Genomic DNA, 17,268 nt, shown 5'->3' with positions numbered 1-17,268 from the left:
CAAAAAATTAACGAAATAGCCATAGCTATACAATATAGCCTGTGCTATATCTGTATGTAATGCAGTCACCCTTCACGGATCGAAGGGATCAAAACTCAGGAGGTCTTATGAACGAATTCAAGAGGTGCATGACCGTGTTTACCCACTCTCCCTTTAAAGTGCGCTTAATGCTGTTGAACATGCTGTGCGATATGTTTAACAACAAACCGCATCAGGACGACAAACCTTCCCACTAAGCGGCGTTGCGGTACGCCGCTTCATTTTCCCGTCACAATCTCGCTGTAAACTGGCTTCCAGCCGCCTTATTCCCGATCTTTTTTACGGATTTGCAGTCCCCTTCGCAAAACATCTGCTTAGCAACTGTTGATATTCTTTAGCGCTCGCACTATCTTCTTGCAGCCCTGCACAATTTGCGGCTCGCTGAAGCGGACCCTCATTCCCTCTCCACGCACTGTCAGGCAGGTTATGACCCTTGACGCCAGGGTGAGCACATGGCGTTTTCATCCATGATAGTGACCTATGAATGTAACCCTGATAGATACCGTTGTGACCCGCAGCCGGGCCTTAAGCCCGTGGACGGGTTTTTACTTTTTGCAGTCATTACTGATTAACTTTGCGCTGGGTTATCCCTTTAGTTTGCTCTACGCGGTGGCGTTCACCTGCGTTCTGCATGTGCTGTGGCGATCCGCACCGCGCGTGCAAAAAGCGTTAATCGGGATCTGCTCGCTGGTCGCTGCACTCTATTTCCCGTTTGGCCAGGCTTACGGCGCGCCAAACTTTAATACCCTGCTGGCGCTGCACTCGACCAATATGGAAGAGTCAACGGAGATCCTGACGATCTTCCCGTGGTACAGCTACGTGGTCGGGATCTTTATCTTCGCGTTGGGCGTCATCGCCATCCGCCGTCAGCCGGGCGAGAAAAAAAACTGGGGTAAGATCGAAATACTCTGTCTGGTGTTCAGCGTTGCCGTGGCGTTTGTCGCCCCCATCCAGAATATTCCCTGGGACGGTAAGCTAAGGCTCACCAATATCGGCTATCCGGTTTTCCGCTTCGTGAAGGACGTCGTTGTCAATAATAAAGAGGTTCTCGACGAGCAGGCGCGCATGGCTGAGCTTTCCAATATGAAAGACACCTGGAACGTGCTGGCCGTTAAGCCGAAATATCACACCTATGTGGTGGTGATTGGCGAAAGTGCACGTCGCGATGCAATGGGAGCCTTCGGCGGACACTGGGATAACACACCGTTTGCCAGTTCGGTTAAAGGCACGCTGTTTACCGATTATGTCGCGGCCAGCGGCTCGACGCAGAAATCGCTCGGCCTGACCCTAAACCGTGTCGTCGACGGCAAACCCCAGTATCAGGATAATTTTGTCACCCTGGCAAACCGCGCGGGTTATCAGACCTGGTGGTTCTCCAATCAGGGGCAAATTGGCGAATACGATACGGCCATCGCCAGTATCGCCAAACGTGCGGACGAAGTGCAGTTCCTGAAGAACGGCGACTTTGAAGCTGACAAAAACACCAAAGACGAAGCGCTGTTGAAAATGACGGCACAGGTTTTCGCCACCCCGCGCACCCAGCCTCAGCTGATCGTCCTGCACCTGATGGGGTCGCACCCGCAGGCCTGCGATCGGACCGGCGGGAAGTACGCGGAGTTCGTGCAGTCCAAAGAGACCTCTTGCTATCTCTACACCATGACGCAAACCGACGACCTGCTGAGCAAGCTGTACGATCAGCTGCGCAATACGGGCGATAGCTTCTCCATGGTCTATTTCTCGGATCACGGGCTGGCGTTTAAAGAGCGTGGTAAAGAGGTGCAGTACCTGGCGCACGATGACAAGTTCCAGCAGAACTTCCAGGTGCCGTTTATGGTGCTGTCGAGCGACGATAAAACGCATCGCGTGATTAAAGCGCGCCGTTCGGCAAATGATTTCCTGCAGTTCTTCTCGCAGTGGACGGGGATTACAGCCGAGCAGATAAAAACGGCTTACCCGTTTGTCTCTAACAAGAAAGCTCCCCCAGTGTACGTTACCAACTTCAAGTTACAGAAAGTTGACTACAACCATCTGGGTACGGATATTTTCGATATTAAGAGTAAGTAGCGGTCCGATACCCTCACCCTCTCCCACAGGGAGAGGGAAAAGACAAAAAAAAATCCGCCACATTGGGCGGATTTTTTATTAGCTCACCGGAGTGATTAGAAGCGGTAACCTACGCCCGCGATCCAGGTGCCAACGTCAACGTTGCGGATACGGCTCTGCTCATAGGAGAAGTCCAGAGCAACGTCCTGGATTGGGTTGAACTGCAGGCCTGCGCCATAGGAGAAGCCATAGTCGCTGTTGCTTGCAGTGCGGCTTTCGCTCTGGTTTTCAGTCTGCTGGAATTTACCGTAGCCAACACCTACAACACCGTAGATGCTCGCCCAGTCATTCAGACGGTAAGCTGGACCAGCGGTGATACCGTAGTACTGGCCTTTGTTGTATGCGCCGTTTTCAGAACGATCTTTCTCGGTGTAGGTGAAAGAACCGATCACGCCCAGTGGGTTGTTATCCTGCTCGTAACGATACTTCAGGTTGAAACCGTTAGCTTTGTTCATCACGCCCTGATAGTCGCTCTGAGCGTAACCACCAGTAACAGTAGAAGTAGCAGCTACAGCGGTACCTGCGGAAACAGCCAGTACAGCGGCCAGTGCTGAAAGACATGCAATTTTTTTCATAACCACCTCAAATGTGCTTCAAGTAAGTCCGTAAGTTTTAAATATATCAAAAAAATTTGCGAAACTCTTTGTGATTCGTGATGTCTAATGAAACCTTTCCTGTAACAGAACGTTTCCAGCATCAGCTATCTCTTTCAAATCACATGCAATTTTCACTACTAAAAGCGCATATTGCGCGTACGCGCCGTTACATTCATCCAGATTATTCCTAATCTATCAGGCGATAAATCCACCAGCGCTTAACCATTTTACGGATTTGACACGGTTTTTTTTCAACAGCGCCTCAACCGTTGCCGCTTATTTCCTTTACACTGCAACCTTTACCTCATTTGACATAAGCTGACAGGAGAAAGGATGCCTGGGTTATCCCGCACGTCGTCGGTCTGGTTGCCGGTGGCAGTCATACTCATTGCCATGTTGTCCATTCAAAGCGGTGCTTCGCTGGCAAAATCACTTTTCCCGCTGGTTGGTGCGCCAGGCGTGACTGCCCTGCGTATCGTGCTGGGCACGGCGATACTGGTGGTCATTTTCAAACCCTGGCGTCTGCGCTTCAAAAAGGAGCAGCGTTTACCCCTGCTGTTTTATGGACTTTCCCTCGGGGCAATGAACTATCTGTTCTACCTCTCTATTCAGACGATACCGCTGGGGATCGCCGTCGCGCTGGAGTTTACCGGCCCGCTGGCGGTGGCGCTTTTCTCCTCGCGACGTCCGGTCGATTTTATCTGGGTTGTGTTAGCCGTTCTGGGCTTATGGTTCCTGCTGCCGCTGGGCCAGAGCGTCGCTGAGATCGATCTGACGGGCGCAGCCCTGGCGCTGGGTGCTGGCGCCTGCTGGGCCGTCTATATACTTACGGGCCAGCGTGCAGGAGAAGAGCACGGTCCGGCGACCGTCGCGTTAGGTTCCCTGATCGCAGCCATCGTCTTCGTGCCTATCGGCATGGCGCAGGCGACCGAATCTATCTGGCAATGGTCCGTCATGCCCATCGGGCTAGCGGTCGCGATTCTCTCTACCGCACTCCCCTACTCTCTGGAGATGATTGCCCTTACGCGTCTGCCGACGCGCATATTTGGCACCCTGATGAGCATGGAGCCTGCGCTAGCCGCCATTTCCGGAATGGTGTTTCTCGGCGAAACCCTGACATTGACCCAGACGCTGGCGCTCTGCTCGATTATCGCGGCATCAATGGGCTCGACGCTCACCATGCGCCCGGAACCTAAAGTTGAGAAAGTGGATATCAGCTAAGGCCATATATTCTGCATGGCTTCCACGCCATGCAGAATAAAGGCCAGAAAGACAGACGTTATAATTTCTTACACACTTTGTTCTATTTTCGAAATATCCCTCTGCGTTTACATCCCCATCCAGCAATTAAGATTGATCTGTATCAATTTTAAAATTACCCATTTATTTCAATGAATTAAATTCACAAGCCACTTCTCGCTATTAAACCGATAGGCACAGCCAAACCGCAGAGAAAAAATCCGGTGCTATACTTAGTTCCGTAATTACCTGGGACATAAACATCAAGAGGATATGAGATTATGAGTACCGCTAAACTGGTGAAAACGAAAGCGTCTAATCTGCTTTATACCCGTAACGATGTATCGGATAGCGACAAAAAGGCGACCATTGAGTTGCTGAATCGCCAGGTGATCCAGTTCATCGATCTTTCGCTGATCACCAAACAGGCCCACTGGAATATGCGCGGTGCAAACTTTATTGCCGTTCATGAAATGCTGGATGGCTTCCGCACAGCACTCGTGACCCACCTCGATACGATGGCTGAACGTGCCGTTCAGTTAGGCGGCGTGGCGCTGGGTACCACGCAGGTGATCAACAGCAAAACGCCACTGAAGAGTTATCCGCTGGATATCCATACCGTTCAGGATCACCTGAAAGAGCTGGCGGACCGCTACGCGATTGTGGCCAATGACGTGCGCAAAGCGATCGGCGAAGCCAAAGACGAAGATACCGCAGACATTTTCACTGCCGCCTCCCGCGACCTGGACCAGTTCCTGTGGTTTATCGAATCTAACATCGAATAATTCATACGAATTTTCTATCAAACCCTCGCCCTCCGGTGAGGGTTTTGCACATCTATGGTGCACAGTTTTTGTCTGCACACCTGCAAAAGTGAACGAAATGTAATAATCACCTCACACAACCGTTAACGGAAGATTGTTTTTTCGTCAGAATTTACGCTAAATATCTCCCCGTCAGTTGAGCCAAACGAAGCGCACCAAAACGGTGCTCCACTTTGGTGCAATAAAGCCTCATTGCCCCATTTATTGTGCAATGCATGACATCATCCCCTTTGCAAAACAATAGCTTGTAAAGTTGGCACGATTTTTTCATTGTGCCACCTGTTCTCGCAGGGGATCGCCCCGTGGATATAAAAGGAAATGCTATGAAGTCTGTATTAAAAGTTTCACTGGCTGCACTTACCCTGGCTTTTGCAGTGTCCTCTCAGGCTGCCGACAAACTGGTTGTGGCGACCGACACGGCGTTCGTTCCGTTTGAATTCAAACAGGGTGATAAATACGTTGGTTTTGATGTGGATCTGTGGGCCGCTGTCGCAAAAGAACTCAAACTGGATTACACCCTGAAGCCTATGGACTTCAGCGGCATCATCCCGGCACTGCAAACCAAAAACGTTGATCTGGCGCTGGCAGGCATCACCATTACCGATGAACGTAAAAAAGCGATCGACTTCTCTGACGGCTACTACAAAAGCGGCCTGCTGGTCATGGTCAAAGCCGATAATAACGACGTAAAAAGCGTGAAAGATCTCGACGGCAAAGTGGTGGCAGTGAAGAGCGGCACCGGTTCTGTTGATTACGCGAAAGCAAATATCAAAACCAAAGACCTGCGTCAGTTCCCGAACATCGACAACGCGTACATGGAACTCGGCACCAGCCGTGCTGACGCTGTTCTGCACGACACGCCTAACATCCTGTACTTCATCAAGACAGCCGGTAACGGTAAGTTCAAAGCCGTTGGCGAGTCTCTGGAAGCGCAGCAGTACGGTATCGCGTTCCCGAAAGGCAGCGACGACCTGCGCACGAAAGTTAACGGCGCGCTGAAAACGCTGAAAGAGAACGGCACCTATAACGAAATCTACAAAAAATGGTTCGGTACCGAGCCTAAATAATAAGACGTAAAAATGACGTTCACTCGGGGGCGACCTTTCGCCCCTGCTATTTTTGAAACACGGTAACAGTAACAGGAAATTATCATGCAGTTTGACTGGAGCGCCATCTGGCCTGCCATTCCACTCTTGCTTGAAGGCGCTAAAATGACCCTGTGGATTTCGGTCCTGGGTCTGGTTGGTGGGTTGATTATCGGTCTTGTCGCCGGTTTCGCCCGCACCTACGGCGGCTGGATCGCAAACCACATCGCACTGGTTTTCATCGAAGTGATCCGCGGCACGCCAATTGTCGTGCAGGTCATGTTCATCTACTTCGCCCTGCCTATGGCGTTCACCGACCTGCGCATCGACCCGTTCAGCGCAGCCGTCGTCACCATTATGATCAACTCAGGCGCCTACATTGCGGAAATCACCCGCGGTGCGGTGCTGTCGATTCATAAAGGTTTCAGTGAAGCCGGTCTGGCGCTAGGTCTTTCTCGTCGCGAAACGATCCGCCACGTTATTCTGCCGCTGGCGCTGCGTCGCATGCTGCCGCCGCTCGGTAACCAGTGGATCATCAGCATTAAAGATACCTCGCTGTTCATTGTTATCGGCGTGGCAGAGCTGACCCGTCAGGGGCAGGAGATCATAGCTGGCAACTTCCGCGCGCTGGAAATCTGGAGTGCGGTAGCCGTTGTCTACCTGATCATTACTCTGGTTCTGAGCTTCGTTCTGCGTCGTCTTGAAAGAAGGATGAAAATCCTGTGATTGAATTTAAAAACGTTTCCAAGCACTTTGGCCCAACCCAGGTGCTGCACAATATCGATCTGAACATCAAACAGGGTGAAGTGGTGGTGATTATTGGGCCATCCGGCTCCGGTAAATCCACCCTGCTGCGCTGCATCAACAAGCTGGAAGAGATCACCAGCGGCGATCTGATCGTCGACGGCCTGAAGGTAAACGACCCGAAAGTGGACGACCGTCTGATTCGTCAGGAAGCGGGCATGGTGTTCCAGCAGTTCTACCTGTTCCCGCACCTGACGGCGCTGGAAAACGTGATGTTTGGCCCGCTGCGCGTGCGCGGTGCCAGCAAAGCGGCGGCGGAAGCGCTGGCAAAAGATCTGCTGGCGAAAGTCGGCCTGGCAGAACGTGCGCACCACTTCCCTTCCGAGCTGTCCGGCGGTCAACAGCAGCGTGTGGCGATTGCCCGCGCCCTGGCGGTCAAACCGAAAATGATGCTGTTTGATGAGCCTACGTCCGCACTCGACCCGGAGCTGCGTCACGAGGTGCTGAAGGTCATGCAGGATCTGGCGGAAGAAGGGATGACGATGGTTATCGTAACCCACGAAATCGGCTTTGCCGAAAAAGTGGCGTCCCGCCTGATCTTTATTGATAAAGGCCGTATCGCGGAAGACGGTAACCCGCAGGACTTGATTGCGAACCCGCCGAGCCAGCGTTTGCAGGAGTTCCTGCAGCACGTCTCCTGATCCATCGCTTTACGCTAAGCCGGGCTTGCCCGGCTTTTTTACGCCAGATTGTTCCCAAAAATCCCCCTCCTCGCCCCGACTTCTATACTTATCATTTTGTTCGACATTTTCACCGGAGGACGCCGTGCCGTGGATCCTGCTGCTGTTGATTAGCCTGTTTAGTGCGCCTTCGTTCGCCGTCGCGATCCCCGGCGTGACCACCGCAACCCCTGCGACCCAGCAAAATACGCCGCCTCCGGAACCCGATGTTGAACAGAAAAAAGCCGCCTACGGTGCGCTTGCCGACGTCCTTGAAAACGACACCTCCCGGCAGGAGCTCATTGGCCAGCTGCGCAAAGCCGCCGCCACGCCGCCGCAGGAGTCGGTGCCAACCCTCACCCCGCCGCAGGTTGAGGAGCAAAAAACGGTGCTGGAAAACGTCACCGACGTGAGCCGCCACTATGGAGAAGCGCTCTCCTCACGCTTCGCTCAGCTGTACCGCAACCTGATTGGCTCCCCGCACAAGCCGTTTAACCCGCAAACCTTTACCGCCGCCGCCACGCAGTTCCTGATGCTGGCGGGTGCGGTATTTCTTTTTTACTGGCTGGTACGCCTGTGCGCGTGGCCGCTGTACCGCAAAATGGGGCAATGGGGTCGCAGGAAGAATCAGCATAAAAGCAGCTGGCTGCACCTGCCGTTGATGATAGCCTCAGCGTTTATCATCGATTTACTGCTGCTTGCGTTGACGCTGTTTTTAGGCCAGATGCTGGCCGACAGGCTGAATGCAGGCAACAAAACCATCGCCTTCCAGCAGTCGCTTTTCCTGAATGCCTTTGCCCTGATTGAGTTCTTCAAGGCGCTGCTGCGGTTACTCTTTTGTCCGCACGTGCCGGAGCTGCGGCCTTTCTCCATTCGGGATGCGAGCGCGAAGTACTGGGCGCTGCGTCTGAGCGTGCTCAGCGGGCTGATTGGCTACGGCCTGCTGGTTGCCGTGCCGATCATCTCCAACCAGGTGAACGTCCAGTTTGGCGCGCTGGCAAACGTCCTAATCATGATCTGCATTACCGTCTGGTCGCTGTATCTGATCTTCCACAATAAAAAAACCATTACCCAAAGCCTGCTGAATCTGGCCGATCGCTCCCTCTCGTTCTTTAGCCTCTTTATTCGCGCGTTCGCCCTGGTGTGGCACTGGCTGGCAAGCGCTTACTTCATCGTGCTGTGCTTCTTCTCGCTGTTTGACCCGGGCAATAGCCTGAAATTTATGATGGGGGCGACGTTCAAAAGCCTGGCCATTATCGGCATCGCGGCCTTTGTGTCGGGGCTGCTGTCGCGCTGGATCTCGAAAACCATCACCCTGTCACCGCAGGTGCAGCGTAATTACCCGGAACTGCAAAAACGGGTAAACGGCTGGATGTCGGTATCGCTCAAAGTGGCGCGCATTCTCACCGTCTGCGTGGCGATTATGCTGCTTCTGAATGCGTGGAGCCTGTTTGATTTCTGGAACTGGCTGCACAACGGTGCGGGTGAAAAAACGGTCGACATCCTGATTCGCATCGCGCTGATTTTATTCTTCTCCGCCGTCGGCTGGACGCTGCTGGCGAGCCTTATTGAGAACCGTCTTGTCTCGGATATACACGGTAGGCCGCTACCCAGCGCGCGAGCAAGAACGCTGTTAACCCTGTTTCGCAACGCGCTGGCGGTCATTATCAGCACCATCACCATTATGATCGTGCTGTCAGAAATCGGCGTGAATATCGCCCCGCTGCTGGCGGGTGCCGGTGCCCTGGGGCTGGCCATCTCCTTCGGCTCACAAACGCTGGTGAAGGATATTATTACCGGCATCTTTATCCAGTTTGAAAACGGGATGAACACAGGCGATCTGGTGACCATCGGGCCGTTAACCGGCACCGTGGAGAGGATGTCCATCCGCTCGGTTGGCGTGCGTCAGGACACCGGGGCCTACCACATCATCCCCTGGTCTTCGATCACCACCTTCGCCAACTTTGTGCGCGGGATTGGTTCCGTTGTGGCGAACTATGATGTGGATCGCCACGAGGATGCAGATAAAGCGAAGCAGGCGCTGCGCGATGCGGTAGAAGAACTGATGCAGATGGAGGATATTCGCGGGCTGGTGATCGGAGAGCCGTCATTTGCCGGCATCGTCGGGCTGACGAACACGGCGTTTACCCTGCGCGTGTCGTTCACCACCCAGCCGCTGAAGCAGTGGACGGTGCGCTTTGCCCTCGACAGCATGGTGAAGAAACACTTCGATATGGCGAACGTGCGGATGCCCGTGCAGACGTATCAGGTATTGCCGCCGCCCGCATCGCCGCTCCCGCCGCAGGAGCCGACGCTGTAACCTGGTTGCCGGGGGGCGGCTTCGCCTTACCCGGCCTACGACGGAGTTCTATTTGCGACGTTTGTTGTTTTCCATAAACGTCCAGGCGATAAAGCGGCTCTGTTTCTGGCCCTGCGCCATCTCTTTTTTCACCACTTTTACGGCGCCCGCTTCGGTCAGCGCGCGGTAGAGCGGCGGCAGGTTATCCCCGCGGGAAACCAGCGTCGTGAACCACTTCACCTGACGGCCAAACTGTTTACTTTCCGCAATCATGCGCAGGATAAACGCCACTTCGCCCCCGTCACACCAGAGCTCCTGCTGCTGTCCGCCGAAGTTCAGCGCGGCATCTTCAGCCTGACCCAGGTTACGGCGCTTGCGCTCGCTGCCCGCACGGGCCGATGCCGCCGAATCATGGAACGGCGGGTTGCACATCGTGGCGTCATAGCTTTCGTTTTTGTGAATAATGCCGTTGAATATCGACGCCGCGTCTTTCTGACGACGCAGGCGAATAGCGCGGCTTAATCCCGGGTTAGCGCTGATAATCGCCTGAGCGCTGGCAAAGGCCTCGTCACCGATTTCGCTTCCGGTAAAGCGCCACTGATATTCATGCGCGCCGATCAGCGGGTAAATCAGATTCGCCCCGGTGCCAATATCCAGAATGGTGGCCTGCTGTGGAACGACACCCTCATTGCCTTCGGCAAGGAGGTCGGCAAGGTGATGAACGTAATCCGCGCGGCCCGGCACGGGTGGACAGAGAAAGCCTTCCGGAATATCCCAGTGAGCCACACCGTAAAAATGCGCCAGCAGGGCTTTGTTCAGCATTTTAACCGCCTGCGGGTCGGCAAAGTTGACCGAGGGCTCACCCGCTGGGGTCTGAACAAGATAGTCCTGCAGCGGCGGGCAGCTCAGGCATAACGCGTTCATGTCGTAGCGGCTGCGGTGGCGATTTCGCGGGTGCAATCCCGGCTTTTGGGCAGTCATGGCATTCTCCTTTAAACAGCGGCGTAAGATACCCTTTGCTGGCCCAACGGTAAATCTTTCTCTGCGCTGTTCAAAAAATCGCCATAAATCAAACACCTTTATGTCTATGATCCGTCAGCGAATTGTCAATTTATATCGTTCAAAAAATAAGCAGATCATCATCAAATATTTGCGCTAAGTCACACTCGTCAGGCTTCTAAACTTAAAGGGAATCACCTGTTGTTTCCTCATGAGGATGTGATTATGAAAAAGTACCTGACCCTTGCTGTTATCGCAGCCGCCCTCGCGACCGCGTCCTTCTCTGCCATGGCCGTCCAGTCGCTGACCCAGAGTACTGACACCAGCCAGCTACGCCCTGCGGGCACCGTTTCGGTAAGCCGTGCCAGTAACCTTGACGATCTGCAGGCTAAGCTCGCCGAAAAAGCCCGTCAGGAAGGTGCAAAAGGATTCGTAGTGAACTCCGCTGGCGGAGATAACCATATGTACGGCACTGCGACCATCTATAAATAACCTGTCTCTTCCGCAAGACTGCATCTGTCCAACGGGTGCAGTTCTCTTCTCCCTTCGCCTTGATTGTTCATTTTTTAACCCCATAGTAAACGTATGGCCTAAACCGATTTCAGGAGGACGCTATGGCTTCCGGCTGGGCAAATGACGACGCTGTTAACGAACAGATCAACAGTACAATTGAAGATGCGGTTGCGCGTGCCCGCGGTGAAATTCCGCGCGGCGAGAGCTTAACGGAATGCGAAGAATGCGGAGAACCTATTCCGGAGGCGCGCCGAAAAGCCATTCCCGGCGTACGGCTTTGCATTACGTGCCAGCAGCATAAAGATTCGAAAAACTCATCTCACTCAGGATATAATCGCAGAGGTTCGAAAGACAGCCAGTTGCGTTGACTTTACTTTACCCAAGCTAACCGAGCCCGCACGTTCCTTTACGCTCACGGTTTTTAGCCAGACGCGTAGCAAAACGTGCCCTTCGTATTGCTTCTGTAAAGCGCATCCACAAGAAGTGTAAAGCGGCACTTTGAATTTATTAATATTCAATAAGTTATTTGTCATTCAATTTTTTTGAGCAACCACGTCAATTCTCTTCGATTTTATCTCTCGTAAAAAACCGTGATACTTATCACATCGACGGAACATCGTCCCCTTAACAGAAACACCTGCGAGAGATTAATTATGAAAACCATCAAATATGCTGTAGCTGCTGTTGCCCTGTCCGCTCTGTCTTTCGGCGCTTTCGCCGTAGAGCCTGTCTCTTCTACTCAGGCACAGAACATGAACAAAGTTGGTGTGGTCAGTGCTGATGGCGCCACCACGCTGGACGGTCTGGAAGCCAAACTGGCTGAGAAAGCCGCTGCTGCCGGTGCAAGCGGATACACCATTACCTCCGCTAACGGCAATAACAAGCTGAGCGGTACTGCGGTTATCTACAAATAATCGACTGAATGAATGCTGTACCCTCGCCATACCCTCTGGTGAGCTGCTCCACCCTCATTGACCCTGTTGTTGTTACCCTTGCTTGCCCGTCCGCCACTGGACGGGCTTTTTTTTGTCTAAAACGCCTGCGCCACGCGTTCAAGCCCGGCCTGAACGGATTCCACTTCTCCGGTAGCCAGCAAACAGCAGGCCATCTGCAGCTTGATCGAATGCGGAACAGGAACATTTCCGGCAAGGCACTGCTCAATCCAGTGGGCTGTAGTATGCGGATCTTTTGCCTCAGGCAGTATCACACCGGTATTCTCTTCCCCGCGCTCAAGAATGGCGCGCGTGCCTGCAGAATCAATCAGCATCACCTGCGGGCAGCGCTGCGGGTTCGCATAAACCTCGCCCTCCGTGCCGTGCATCAGCAATGCCCTTCCGCCAATAGCCTCAAAGAACTGCCCCACGCGCGCCACGTATTCCGGGTGCGAAACGCTGGAGAGACGCAGGGCGGCATCTTCGCCAAACGGCGTGGCCAGTTTCGCCAGCGTGTGCGCGCTGTTGCGCACGCCCATGCGCCAGCGCATATCGAGCTGCTTTTCCAGCGGCGGGCAGAGCGTGCCGACCGGGATATAAACAGGCTGATGACCATCCAGCTTCGCCTGCGCCTGGCCGGCATGACGCGTTGGCTCGATGCCCAGCATCCCGAAAATGGTCTCCGTCAGCACGCGAGTGGGATCTTCGCTAACGCCGTGCACCACCACCGGGAACCCCAGCTTGTGTAACAGGATAGCGAGCAGCGGGGTTAAGTTTGCCTGCTTGCGCGCGCCGTTATAGCTCGGGATCACAATCGGCATCGGTTTCGCCACCGGCGGCGTTAAGCGCAGCGTTTGCGCCTGCATGGCATCATAGAAACCGCGCATCTCCGCTTCACCTTCGCCTTTGATACGCAGCGCAATAAGTATACCGCCCAGCTCCAGCTCCGGTACCTCGCCGTTAAGCATGCGGGTATAAAGCGCACGCGCGGTTTCATGGTCCAGATCGCGGGCGTGGTTTTTGCCTCTGCCTACCTCTTTGATAATTTTACGATAATCCACGGCATCACTCCTGAAAAAATCATCTTGTTAACAATATAGCCCTGTTGAATATCCGGAGGTTAGTTTTTTCTCCAGAATCAAGGTTCTGTTTTTATGACAAAAAAGACATGCTGGACTTATTCCAGCTAGTTGCGATTTCTACAGTAGATTCTTGACGCTTCATTATTTGTCTAAATAAAGAGTGGAAAGTCATTAAGGGTCACGATGAGATATCCAGGCAAGGCAGCCTGTCACCGCGTATACATCGTCTCAGCAAATCCATTGCACGGTGGTTAGCGCTCTGGGGTTCGGCGTACGCTATATCCAAACGAGGACCGCAGTTACCACAGGCCCCGCGATGTCTGGATCGGCCTTTACCTGCGCCCCTTAGCACGGAGGCTTTTCTTGCGCCCGGAAGTCAGTTTGACCGGCGGTTTTTTTACCTCGGGCACCTCCGGCTGTTCGATCGGGAAGATCGGCAGCGCGTTCAGGAGCCGTTGGCCGTAATTTTTGGTGAGCAGACGTTTGTCATAAATCACCACCTCGCCCCAGCAGCCGTGGCTACGAATCAAGCGCCCGACCTGCTGAATCAGGTTAAACGACGCCGCAGGCAAACTCTGCACCTCAAACGGATAGCGGTTGAGGCTTTTCAGCCACTCCCCCTCGGTAATCACCACCGGGCTGTCGATAGGCGGGAAGGCGATTTTATGGATATGCACCTGCGTCAGGTAGTCGCCTTTCAAATCCAGACCTTCAGCAAACGACTGCAACCCCACCAGCACGCTGCGCTCGCCGTTATCAATGCGCTTACGGTGGGTTTCCACCAGCCGGTAGCGCGGCTGATCCCCCTGCACCAGCAGGAGTAAACGCAGATCGGTGACGTGTTCGAGGAAACGCTGCATCGCCCGCCCGCTGGCAAACAGCACCAGCATACCGGGGTACTTTTTACTCTCGACCTGCTCGCGGAAGTAGGCCGCCATTTCCGCGATGTGCTGCTCTTCGTTGTCGATGAGCGGCTCGAATTTCATGCGCGGAATGACCAGCTTGCCCTGCTCGCAGTGGTTAAACGGCGAGTCCAGCGCCACGAAACGGTCGCCCGCTTTCTCTTTTAGCCCGCTCATCTCCTGCAGCCTTGAGAAACTGTTCAGGGAACGCAGCGTGGCAGAGGTGACAACCACGTGCGGCACGCTGCGCCAGATCAGCTTTTCCAGCTGATCGGCCACGCGGATGCCCACGCAGTGGAAAAAGAGGTGCACCTGCCCGTCGCGCACGTCGCGGGTCGCCCATTTGGTGACCGGCGCGCCGGACGCCTGCGCCATCGAGGCCAGCCGCCAGAGCTTGCTCTGCGCTTCGAACATCCCCAGCGCGCGGTTCATCTGCAGCAGAACGCGGTGCAGACGCACCACGTCATGCGAGCCGGTTTTCTCGCTGAGATCGTTTAAGAACATCTCCGCCAGCCCGCGCAGCTTTTCCAGATGTTTCGCCAGCTGCTGGCAGATCTCCATCACCTCTTCCGGTAGCTCACCCATCGCAAAGCGGTGTTCGGCTTCCTGGGTTGCTGGAAGATAAAGATTCAGGATGTTGTTCAGGGATGAAATGAGGCTATAGACCTCTTCACAGTGGTCGCTCAGCCGCTCCGGCACCGCCAGCGGCGGCGTGGTTTTCGGGCGGAACTGCTCCATGCAGGTCGCTACCAGCTTGCAGAAGAGATCCAGCTGCAGGCGGAACCACGGAGCGGTGATTTCGGCGCTCATCTCCAGCGCATCCCGCGCCACGTCCGGCAGATGGTGGCCTTCGTCGAGCACCAGCAGCAGGTTTTTGGGCTCCGGCAGCACCGCTTCGCTCTCCAGCGCCGCCATCACCAGCGCGTGGTTTGCCACAACCACTTCCGCCTCCTGAATCTCGCGCCGGGCGACAAAGAACGGGCACTCGCGGTAGTAGTGACAGTTGCGGTTCAGGCAGCTCGCTTTGTCGGTGCTGAGCCTGCGCCACAGGTCGTCGCTGATGGCCTGGCTGGTGTGATCCCGCAGGCCGTCCCACTTATAGCCGTCAAGCTCGACTTTGAGTTTTGCACACTGCTCCTGCTCGGCCTTATTGTTTGGCGTTAGCTCGTCATCCAGAAACGCGAGCAGATCCTGCTGATTCGGCTCGCTGCTGGCCAGCGCCGCCAGGTTGCGCGGGCACACGTAACGCCCGCGCCCAAAGGCTGCCGTAAACCGCAGGTCGGGGATGATTTTGCGCAGCAGGGGTAAATCCTTGCTGAAGATCTGGTCCTGCAGCGCCACGTTGGCGGTGCTGACCACCAGCGTTTTGTCCTCTTCCCGCGCAATCGCGATGCCGGGAATGAGATACGACAGGGTTTTCCCGACGCCGGTTGGGGCTTCAATCGCCAGATGTCGCCCGTCGTCCCCGGCGAGCGTTTTTGCCACGTCAGCAATCATCTGCCGCTGCGGCGCTCGGGGGATAAAGTCGGGGATCTGCTGCTGTAGCGCCTTATACCATGCGCCAATTTGCGCCTTGAGCGCAGCGGTTAAAGCCATTGGAAAACCTGAAATACTGTATAAACAGCCACTATTGTGGCACTTTCTCTTCGCTGCCGCAAAAAGAAAAGCCCGGCTTTACGACCGGGCTTCCAGATTACTGCGGGTTAGCAGGCTTGCGCGGGCGGCGTCGACGCTGCCCTTCTCCTGCCGGTTTCCCTTCGCCGCTGCGCCACGGGTTTTCACCCGCCGGTTTGCTGTCGTTGTTACGACGCGGCGGTTTGCCGGATGATTTCGGCGCGCCGCCTTCGGCACGACGCGGCTGCTGACCGCGACCGCCGCCCTGACCACGTCCACCGCCGCCCTGACGACCGTTCTGAATCGGCTCGGCTTTGATCGACGGATCCACTTCGTAACCCGGGGTTTCGATGCGCGGGATCTCTTTCTTCAGCAGGCGCTCGATGTCGCGCAGCAGCTTGTGCTCGTCCACGCAGACCAGAGAGAGCGCTTCACCGGTTGCCGCCGCGCGGCCGGTACGGCCGATACGGTGAACGTAATCTTCCGGCACGTTTGGCAGCTCGTAGTTCACCACGTGCGGCAGCTCTTCAATGTCAAGGCCACGGGCGGCGATGTCGGTCGCCACCAGCACGCGGATGTCGCCGGATTTGAACTCAGCCAGCGCACGGGTACGCGCGCCCTGGCTCTTGTTGCCGTGGATCGCCGCACTGCGAATGCCGTCTTTGTTCAGCTGTTCCGCCAGGTGGTTGGCGCCGTGCTTGGTGCGGGTAAAGACCAGCACCTGCTGCCAGTTGCCCTGGCCGATCATCTGGGAGAGCAGTTCCCGCTTGCGCTTTTTATCCACAAAGTGAACGTGCTGCGTCACCTGCTCGGAGGCGGTGTTGCGGCGCGCCACTTCCACTTCCAGCGGGTTATGCAGCAGCTTTTCCGCCAGCGCCTTGATCTCGTCGGAGAAGGTCGCAGAGAAGAGCAGGTTCTGACGACGCGCGGGCAGCTTGGCCAGCACGCGACGAATATCGTGGATAAAGCCCATGTCGAGCATGCGGTCGGCTTCGTCCAGCACCAGAATTTCAACCTGGTCCAGCTTCACCGCATTCTGGTGCTCCAGATCCAGCAGGCGACCTGGAGTCGCAACCAGAACGTCGACGCCGCTGCGCAGCTTCATCATCTGCGGGTTGATGCTTACCCCGCCGAAAACCACCAGCGAACGAATGTTGAGATAGCGGCTATAGTCACGCACGTTCTCACCAATCTGCGCCGCCAGCTCGCGGGTTGGGGTCAGGATCAGGGCACGAACCGGACGACGGCCTTTGGCGTGCGGCTGGTTTTTTACCAGCAGTTCCAGCAGCGGCAGGGTAAAACCAGCGGTTTTGCCGGTACCGGTCTGGGCGCTCGCCATCAGGTCACGGCCCTGCAGAACGGCGGGGATCGCCTGCTGCTGGATTGGGGTTGGCTCAACGTAGCCCTGCTCTGCGATCGCGCGCAGAATTTCCGGGTTCAGGCCAAGGGAATCAAAAGACATAAAAACTCCGAACCGCCCCGACCATCACAGGTGTAGTTTTCAGGGAGATATAACGAATAGGGGAGGACAAAAACCACAATGTCGCGAAGGAGCGGAGTGTAGCAGCTTTTGTGACG

Annotated in this window: 16 protein-coding genes; 11 read left to right on the top strand and 5 right to left on the bottom strand. The window is 55.1% G+C overall.

Translation table 11 applies throughout. The features are described from left to right. Positions 1-107 precede the first annotated feature (107 nt). Together mntS and USF70_RS02545 are read left to right on the top strand one after the other, a co-directional pair. The gene (gene mntS, locus USF70_RS02550; protein ID WP_014831181.1) at positions 108-236 is read left to right on the top strand and encodes a manganase accumulation protein MntS; all 129 of its coding nucleotides are present in this window, start codon (positions 108-110) and stop codon (positions 234-236) included. Between the two features lie 283 nt (positions 237-519). Then, the gene (locus tag USF70_RS02545) at positions 520-2,103 is read left to right on the top strand and encodes a phosphoethanolamine transferase (RefSeq protein WP_087822221.1); all 1,584 of its coding nucleotides are present in this window, start codon (positions 520-522) and stop codon (positions 2,101-2,103) included. 95 nt (positions 2,104-2,198) lie between these two features. On the opposite strand, the gene ompX is transcribed toward USF70_RS02545, so the two are convergent. After that, positions 2,199-2,717, bottom strand: coding sequence for an outer membrane protein OmpX (gene ompX / locus USF70_RS02540; protein ID WP_023310884.1), 519 nt, complete (start codon positions 2,715-2,717; stop codon positions 2,199-2,201). A gap of 354 nt (positions 2,718-3,071) precedes the next feature. On the opposite strand from ompX, the gene rhtA reads away from it, so the two are divergent. The 6 genes from rhtA to ybiO all read left to right on the top strand — a co-directional run bounded on the left by rhtA (position 3,072) and on the right by ybiO (position 9,669). Continuing rightward, positions 3,072-3,959 (top strand): threonine/homoserine exporter RhtA, encoded by an 888-nt coding sequence (rhtA, locus tag USF70_RS02535; RefSeq protein ID WP_023334998.1) that lies wholly within the window; start codon positions 3,072-3,074, stop codon positions 3,957-3,959. Between the two features lie 299 nt (positions 3,960-4,258). Then, positions 4,259-4,762 (top strand): DNA starvation/stationary phase protection protein Dps, encoded by a 504-nt coding sequence (gene dps / locus USF70_RS02530; RefSeq protein WP_010428924.1) that lies wholly within the window; start codon positions 4,259-4,261, stop codon positions 4,760-4,762. A gap of 362 nt (positions 4,763-5,124) precedes the next feature. Beyond that, a complete protein-coding gene (gene glnH / locus USF70_RS02525) occupies positions 5,125-5,868 on the top strand; it encodes a glutamine ABC transporter substrate-binding protein GlnH (RefSeq protein WP_033144999.1) in 744 nt (247 codons plus the stop codon). 84 nt (positions 5,869-5,952) lie between these two features. Next, positions 5,953-6,612 (top strand): glutamine ABC transporter permease GlnP, encoded by a 660-nt coding sequence (gene glnP / locus USF70_RS02520; protein ID WP_003858462.1) that lies wholly within the window; start codon positions 5,953-5,955, stop codon positions 6,610-6,612. Beyond that, positions 6,609-7,331, top strand: coding sequence for a glutamine ABC transporter ATP-binding protein GlnQ (gene glnQ, locus USF70_RS02515; RefSeq protein WP_087822220.1), 723 nt, complete (start codon positions 6,609-6,611; stop codon positions 7,329-7,331). Before glnP ends, glnQ begins: the two co-directional genes overlap by 4 nt. Before the next feature lie 124 nt (positions 7,332-7,455). Beyond that, positions 7,456-9,669 (top strand): mechanosensitive channel protein, encoded by a 2,214-nt coding sequence (gene ybiO / locus USF70_RS02510; RefSeq protein WP_320735240.1) that lies wholly within the window; start codon positions 7,456-7,458, stop codon positions 9,667-9,669. Positions 9,670-9,717: 48 nt separating this feature from the next. Here ybiO and rlmF read toward each other — a convergent pair whose 3' ends face one another. Next, positions 9,718-10,629: a 23S rRNA (adenine(1618)-N(6))-methyltransferase RlmF gene (rlmF, locus tag USF70_RS02505; RefSeq protein WP_240607940.1), complete on the bottom strand. Its 912-nt coding sequence runs from the start codon at positions 10,627-10,629 to the stop codon at positions 9,718-9,720. A 243-nt stretch (positions 10,630-10,872) separates the two neighbouring features. Here rlmF and mcbA point away from each other — a divergent pair, with 243 nt between their 5' ends. From mcbA to ybiJ, 3 genes are all read left to right on the top strand, one after another. Then, a complete protein-coding gene (gene mcbA / locus USF70_RS02500; protein ID WP_032661263.1) occupies positions 10,873-11,139 on the top strand; it encodes a DUF1471 family periplasmic protein McbA in 267 nt (88 codons plus the stop codon). 122 nt (positions 11,140-11,261) lie between these two features. Further along, positions 11,262-11,528, top strand: coding sequence for a DksA/TraR family C4-type zinc finger protein (locus tag USF70_RS02495; protein WP_033144995.1), 267 nt, complete (start codon positions 11,262-11,264; stop codon positions 11,526-11,528). A gap of 285 nt (positions 11,529-11,813) precedes the next feature. Beyond that, positions 11,814-12,074, top strand: a complete 261-nt coding sequence (gene ybiJ / locus USF70_RS02490; RefSeq protein ID WP_023310874.1) for a DUF1471 family protein YbiJ — start codon at positions 11,814-11,816, stop codon at positions 12,072-12,074. Positions 12,075-12,190: 116 nt separating this feature from the next. On the opposite strand, the gene ybiB is transcribed toward ybiJ, so the two are convergent. The 3 genes from ybiB to rhlE all read right to left on the bottom strand — a co-directional run bounded on the left by ybiB (position 12,191) and on the right by rhlE (position 17,152). After that, the gene (gene ybiB, locus USF70_RS02485) at positions 12,191-13,153 is read right to left on the bottom strand and encodes a DNA-binding protein YbiB (protein ID WP_167818304.1); all 963 of its coding nucleotides are present in this window, start codon (positions 13,151-13,153) and stop codon (positions 12,191-12,193) included. Positions 13,154-13,506: 353 nt separating this feature from the next. Next, a complete protein-coding gene (dinG, locus tag USF70_RS02480) occupies positions 13,507-15,672 on the bottom strand; it encodes an ATP-dependent DNA helicase DinG (protein WP_167818305.1) in 2,166 nt (721 codons plus the stop codon). A 97-nt stretch (positions 15,673-15,769) separates the two neighbouring features. Then, positions 15,770-17,152: an ATP-dependent RNA helicase RhlE gene (rhlE, locus tag USF70_RS02475; RefSeq protein ID WP_320735239.1), complete on the bottom strand. Its 1,383-nt coding sequence runs from the start codon at positions 17,150-17,152 to the stop codon at positions 15,770-15,772. Between the last annotated feature and the right edge of the window lie 116 nt (positions 17,153-17,268).

Source organism: Enterobacter sp. 237C8 (assembly GCF_034106865.1).
Taxonomy (GTDB): Bacteria; Pseudomonadota; Gammaproteobacteria; order Enterobacterales; family Enterobacteriaceae; genus Enterobacter; species Enterobacter asburiae_B.
This window is presented reverse-complemented; position numbering and strand designations above follow the sequence as displayed.

Coding starts and splice junctions, on each gene's coding strand:
- mntS (WP_014831181.1), top strand. CDS start 108: ATGAACGAATTCAAGAGGTGCATGACCGTGTTTACCCACTCTCCCTTT.
- USF70_RS02545 (WP_087822221.1), top strand. CDS start 520: ATGAATGTAACCCTGATAGATACCGTTGTGACCCGCAGCCGGGCCTTA.
- ompX (WP_023310884.1), bottom strand. CDS start 2,717: ATGAAAAAAATTGCATGTCTTTCAGCACTGGCCGCTGTACTGGCTGTT.
- rhtA (WP_023334998.1), top strand. CDS start 3,072: ATGCCTGGGTTATCCCGCACGTCGTCGGTCTGGTTGCCGGTGGCAGTC.
- dps (WP_010428924.1), top strand. CDS start 4,259: ATGAGTACCGCTAAACTGGTGAAAACGAAAGCGTCTAATCTGCTTTAT.
- glnH (WP_033144999.1), top strand. CDS start 5,125: ATGAAGTCTGTATTAAAAGTTTCACTGGCTGCACTTACCCTGGCTTTT.
- glnP (WP_003858462.1), top strand. CDS start 5,953: ATGCAGTTTGACTGGAGCGCCATCTGGCCTGCCATTCCACTCTTGCTT.
- rlmF (WP_240607940.1), bottom strand. CDS start 10,629: ATGACTGCCCAAAAGCCGGGATTGCACCCGCGAAATCGCCACCGCAGC.
- mcbA (WP_032661263.1), top strand. CDS start 10,873: ATGAAAAAGTACCTGACCCTTGCTGTTATCGCAGCCGCCCTCGCGACC.
- USF70_RS02495 (WP_033144995.1), top strand. CDS start 11,262: ATGGCTTCCGGCTGGGCAAATGACGACGCTGTTAACGAACAGATCAAC.
- ybiJ (WP_023310874.1), top strand. CDS start 11,814: ATGAAAACCATCAAATATGCTGTAGCTGCTGTTGCCCTGTCCGCTCTG.
- dinG (WP_167818305.1), bottom strand. CDS start 15,672: ATGGCTTTAACCGCTGCGCTCAAGGCGCAAATTGGCGCATGGTATAAG.
- rhlE (WP_320735239.1), bottom strand. CDS start 17,152: ATGTCTTTTGATTCCCTTGGCCTGAACCCGGAAATTCTGCGCGCGATC.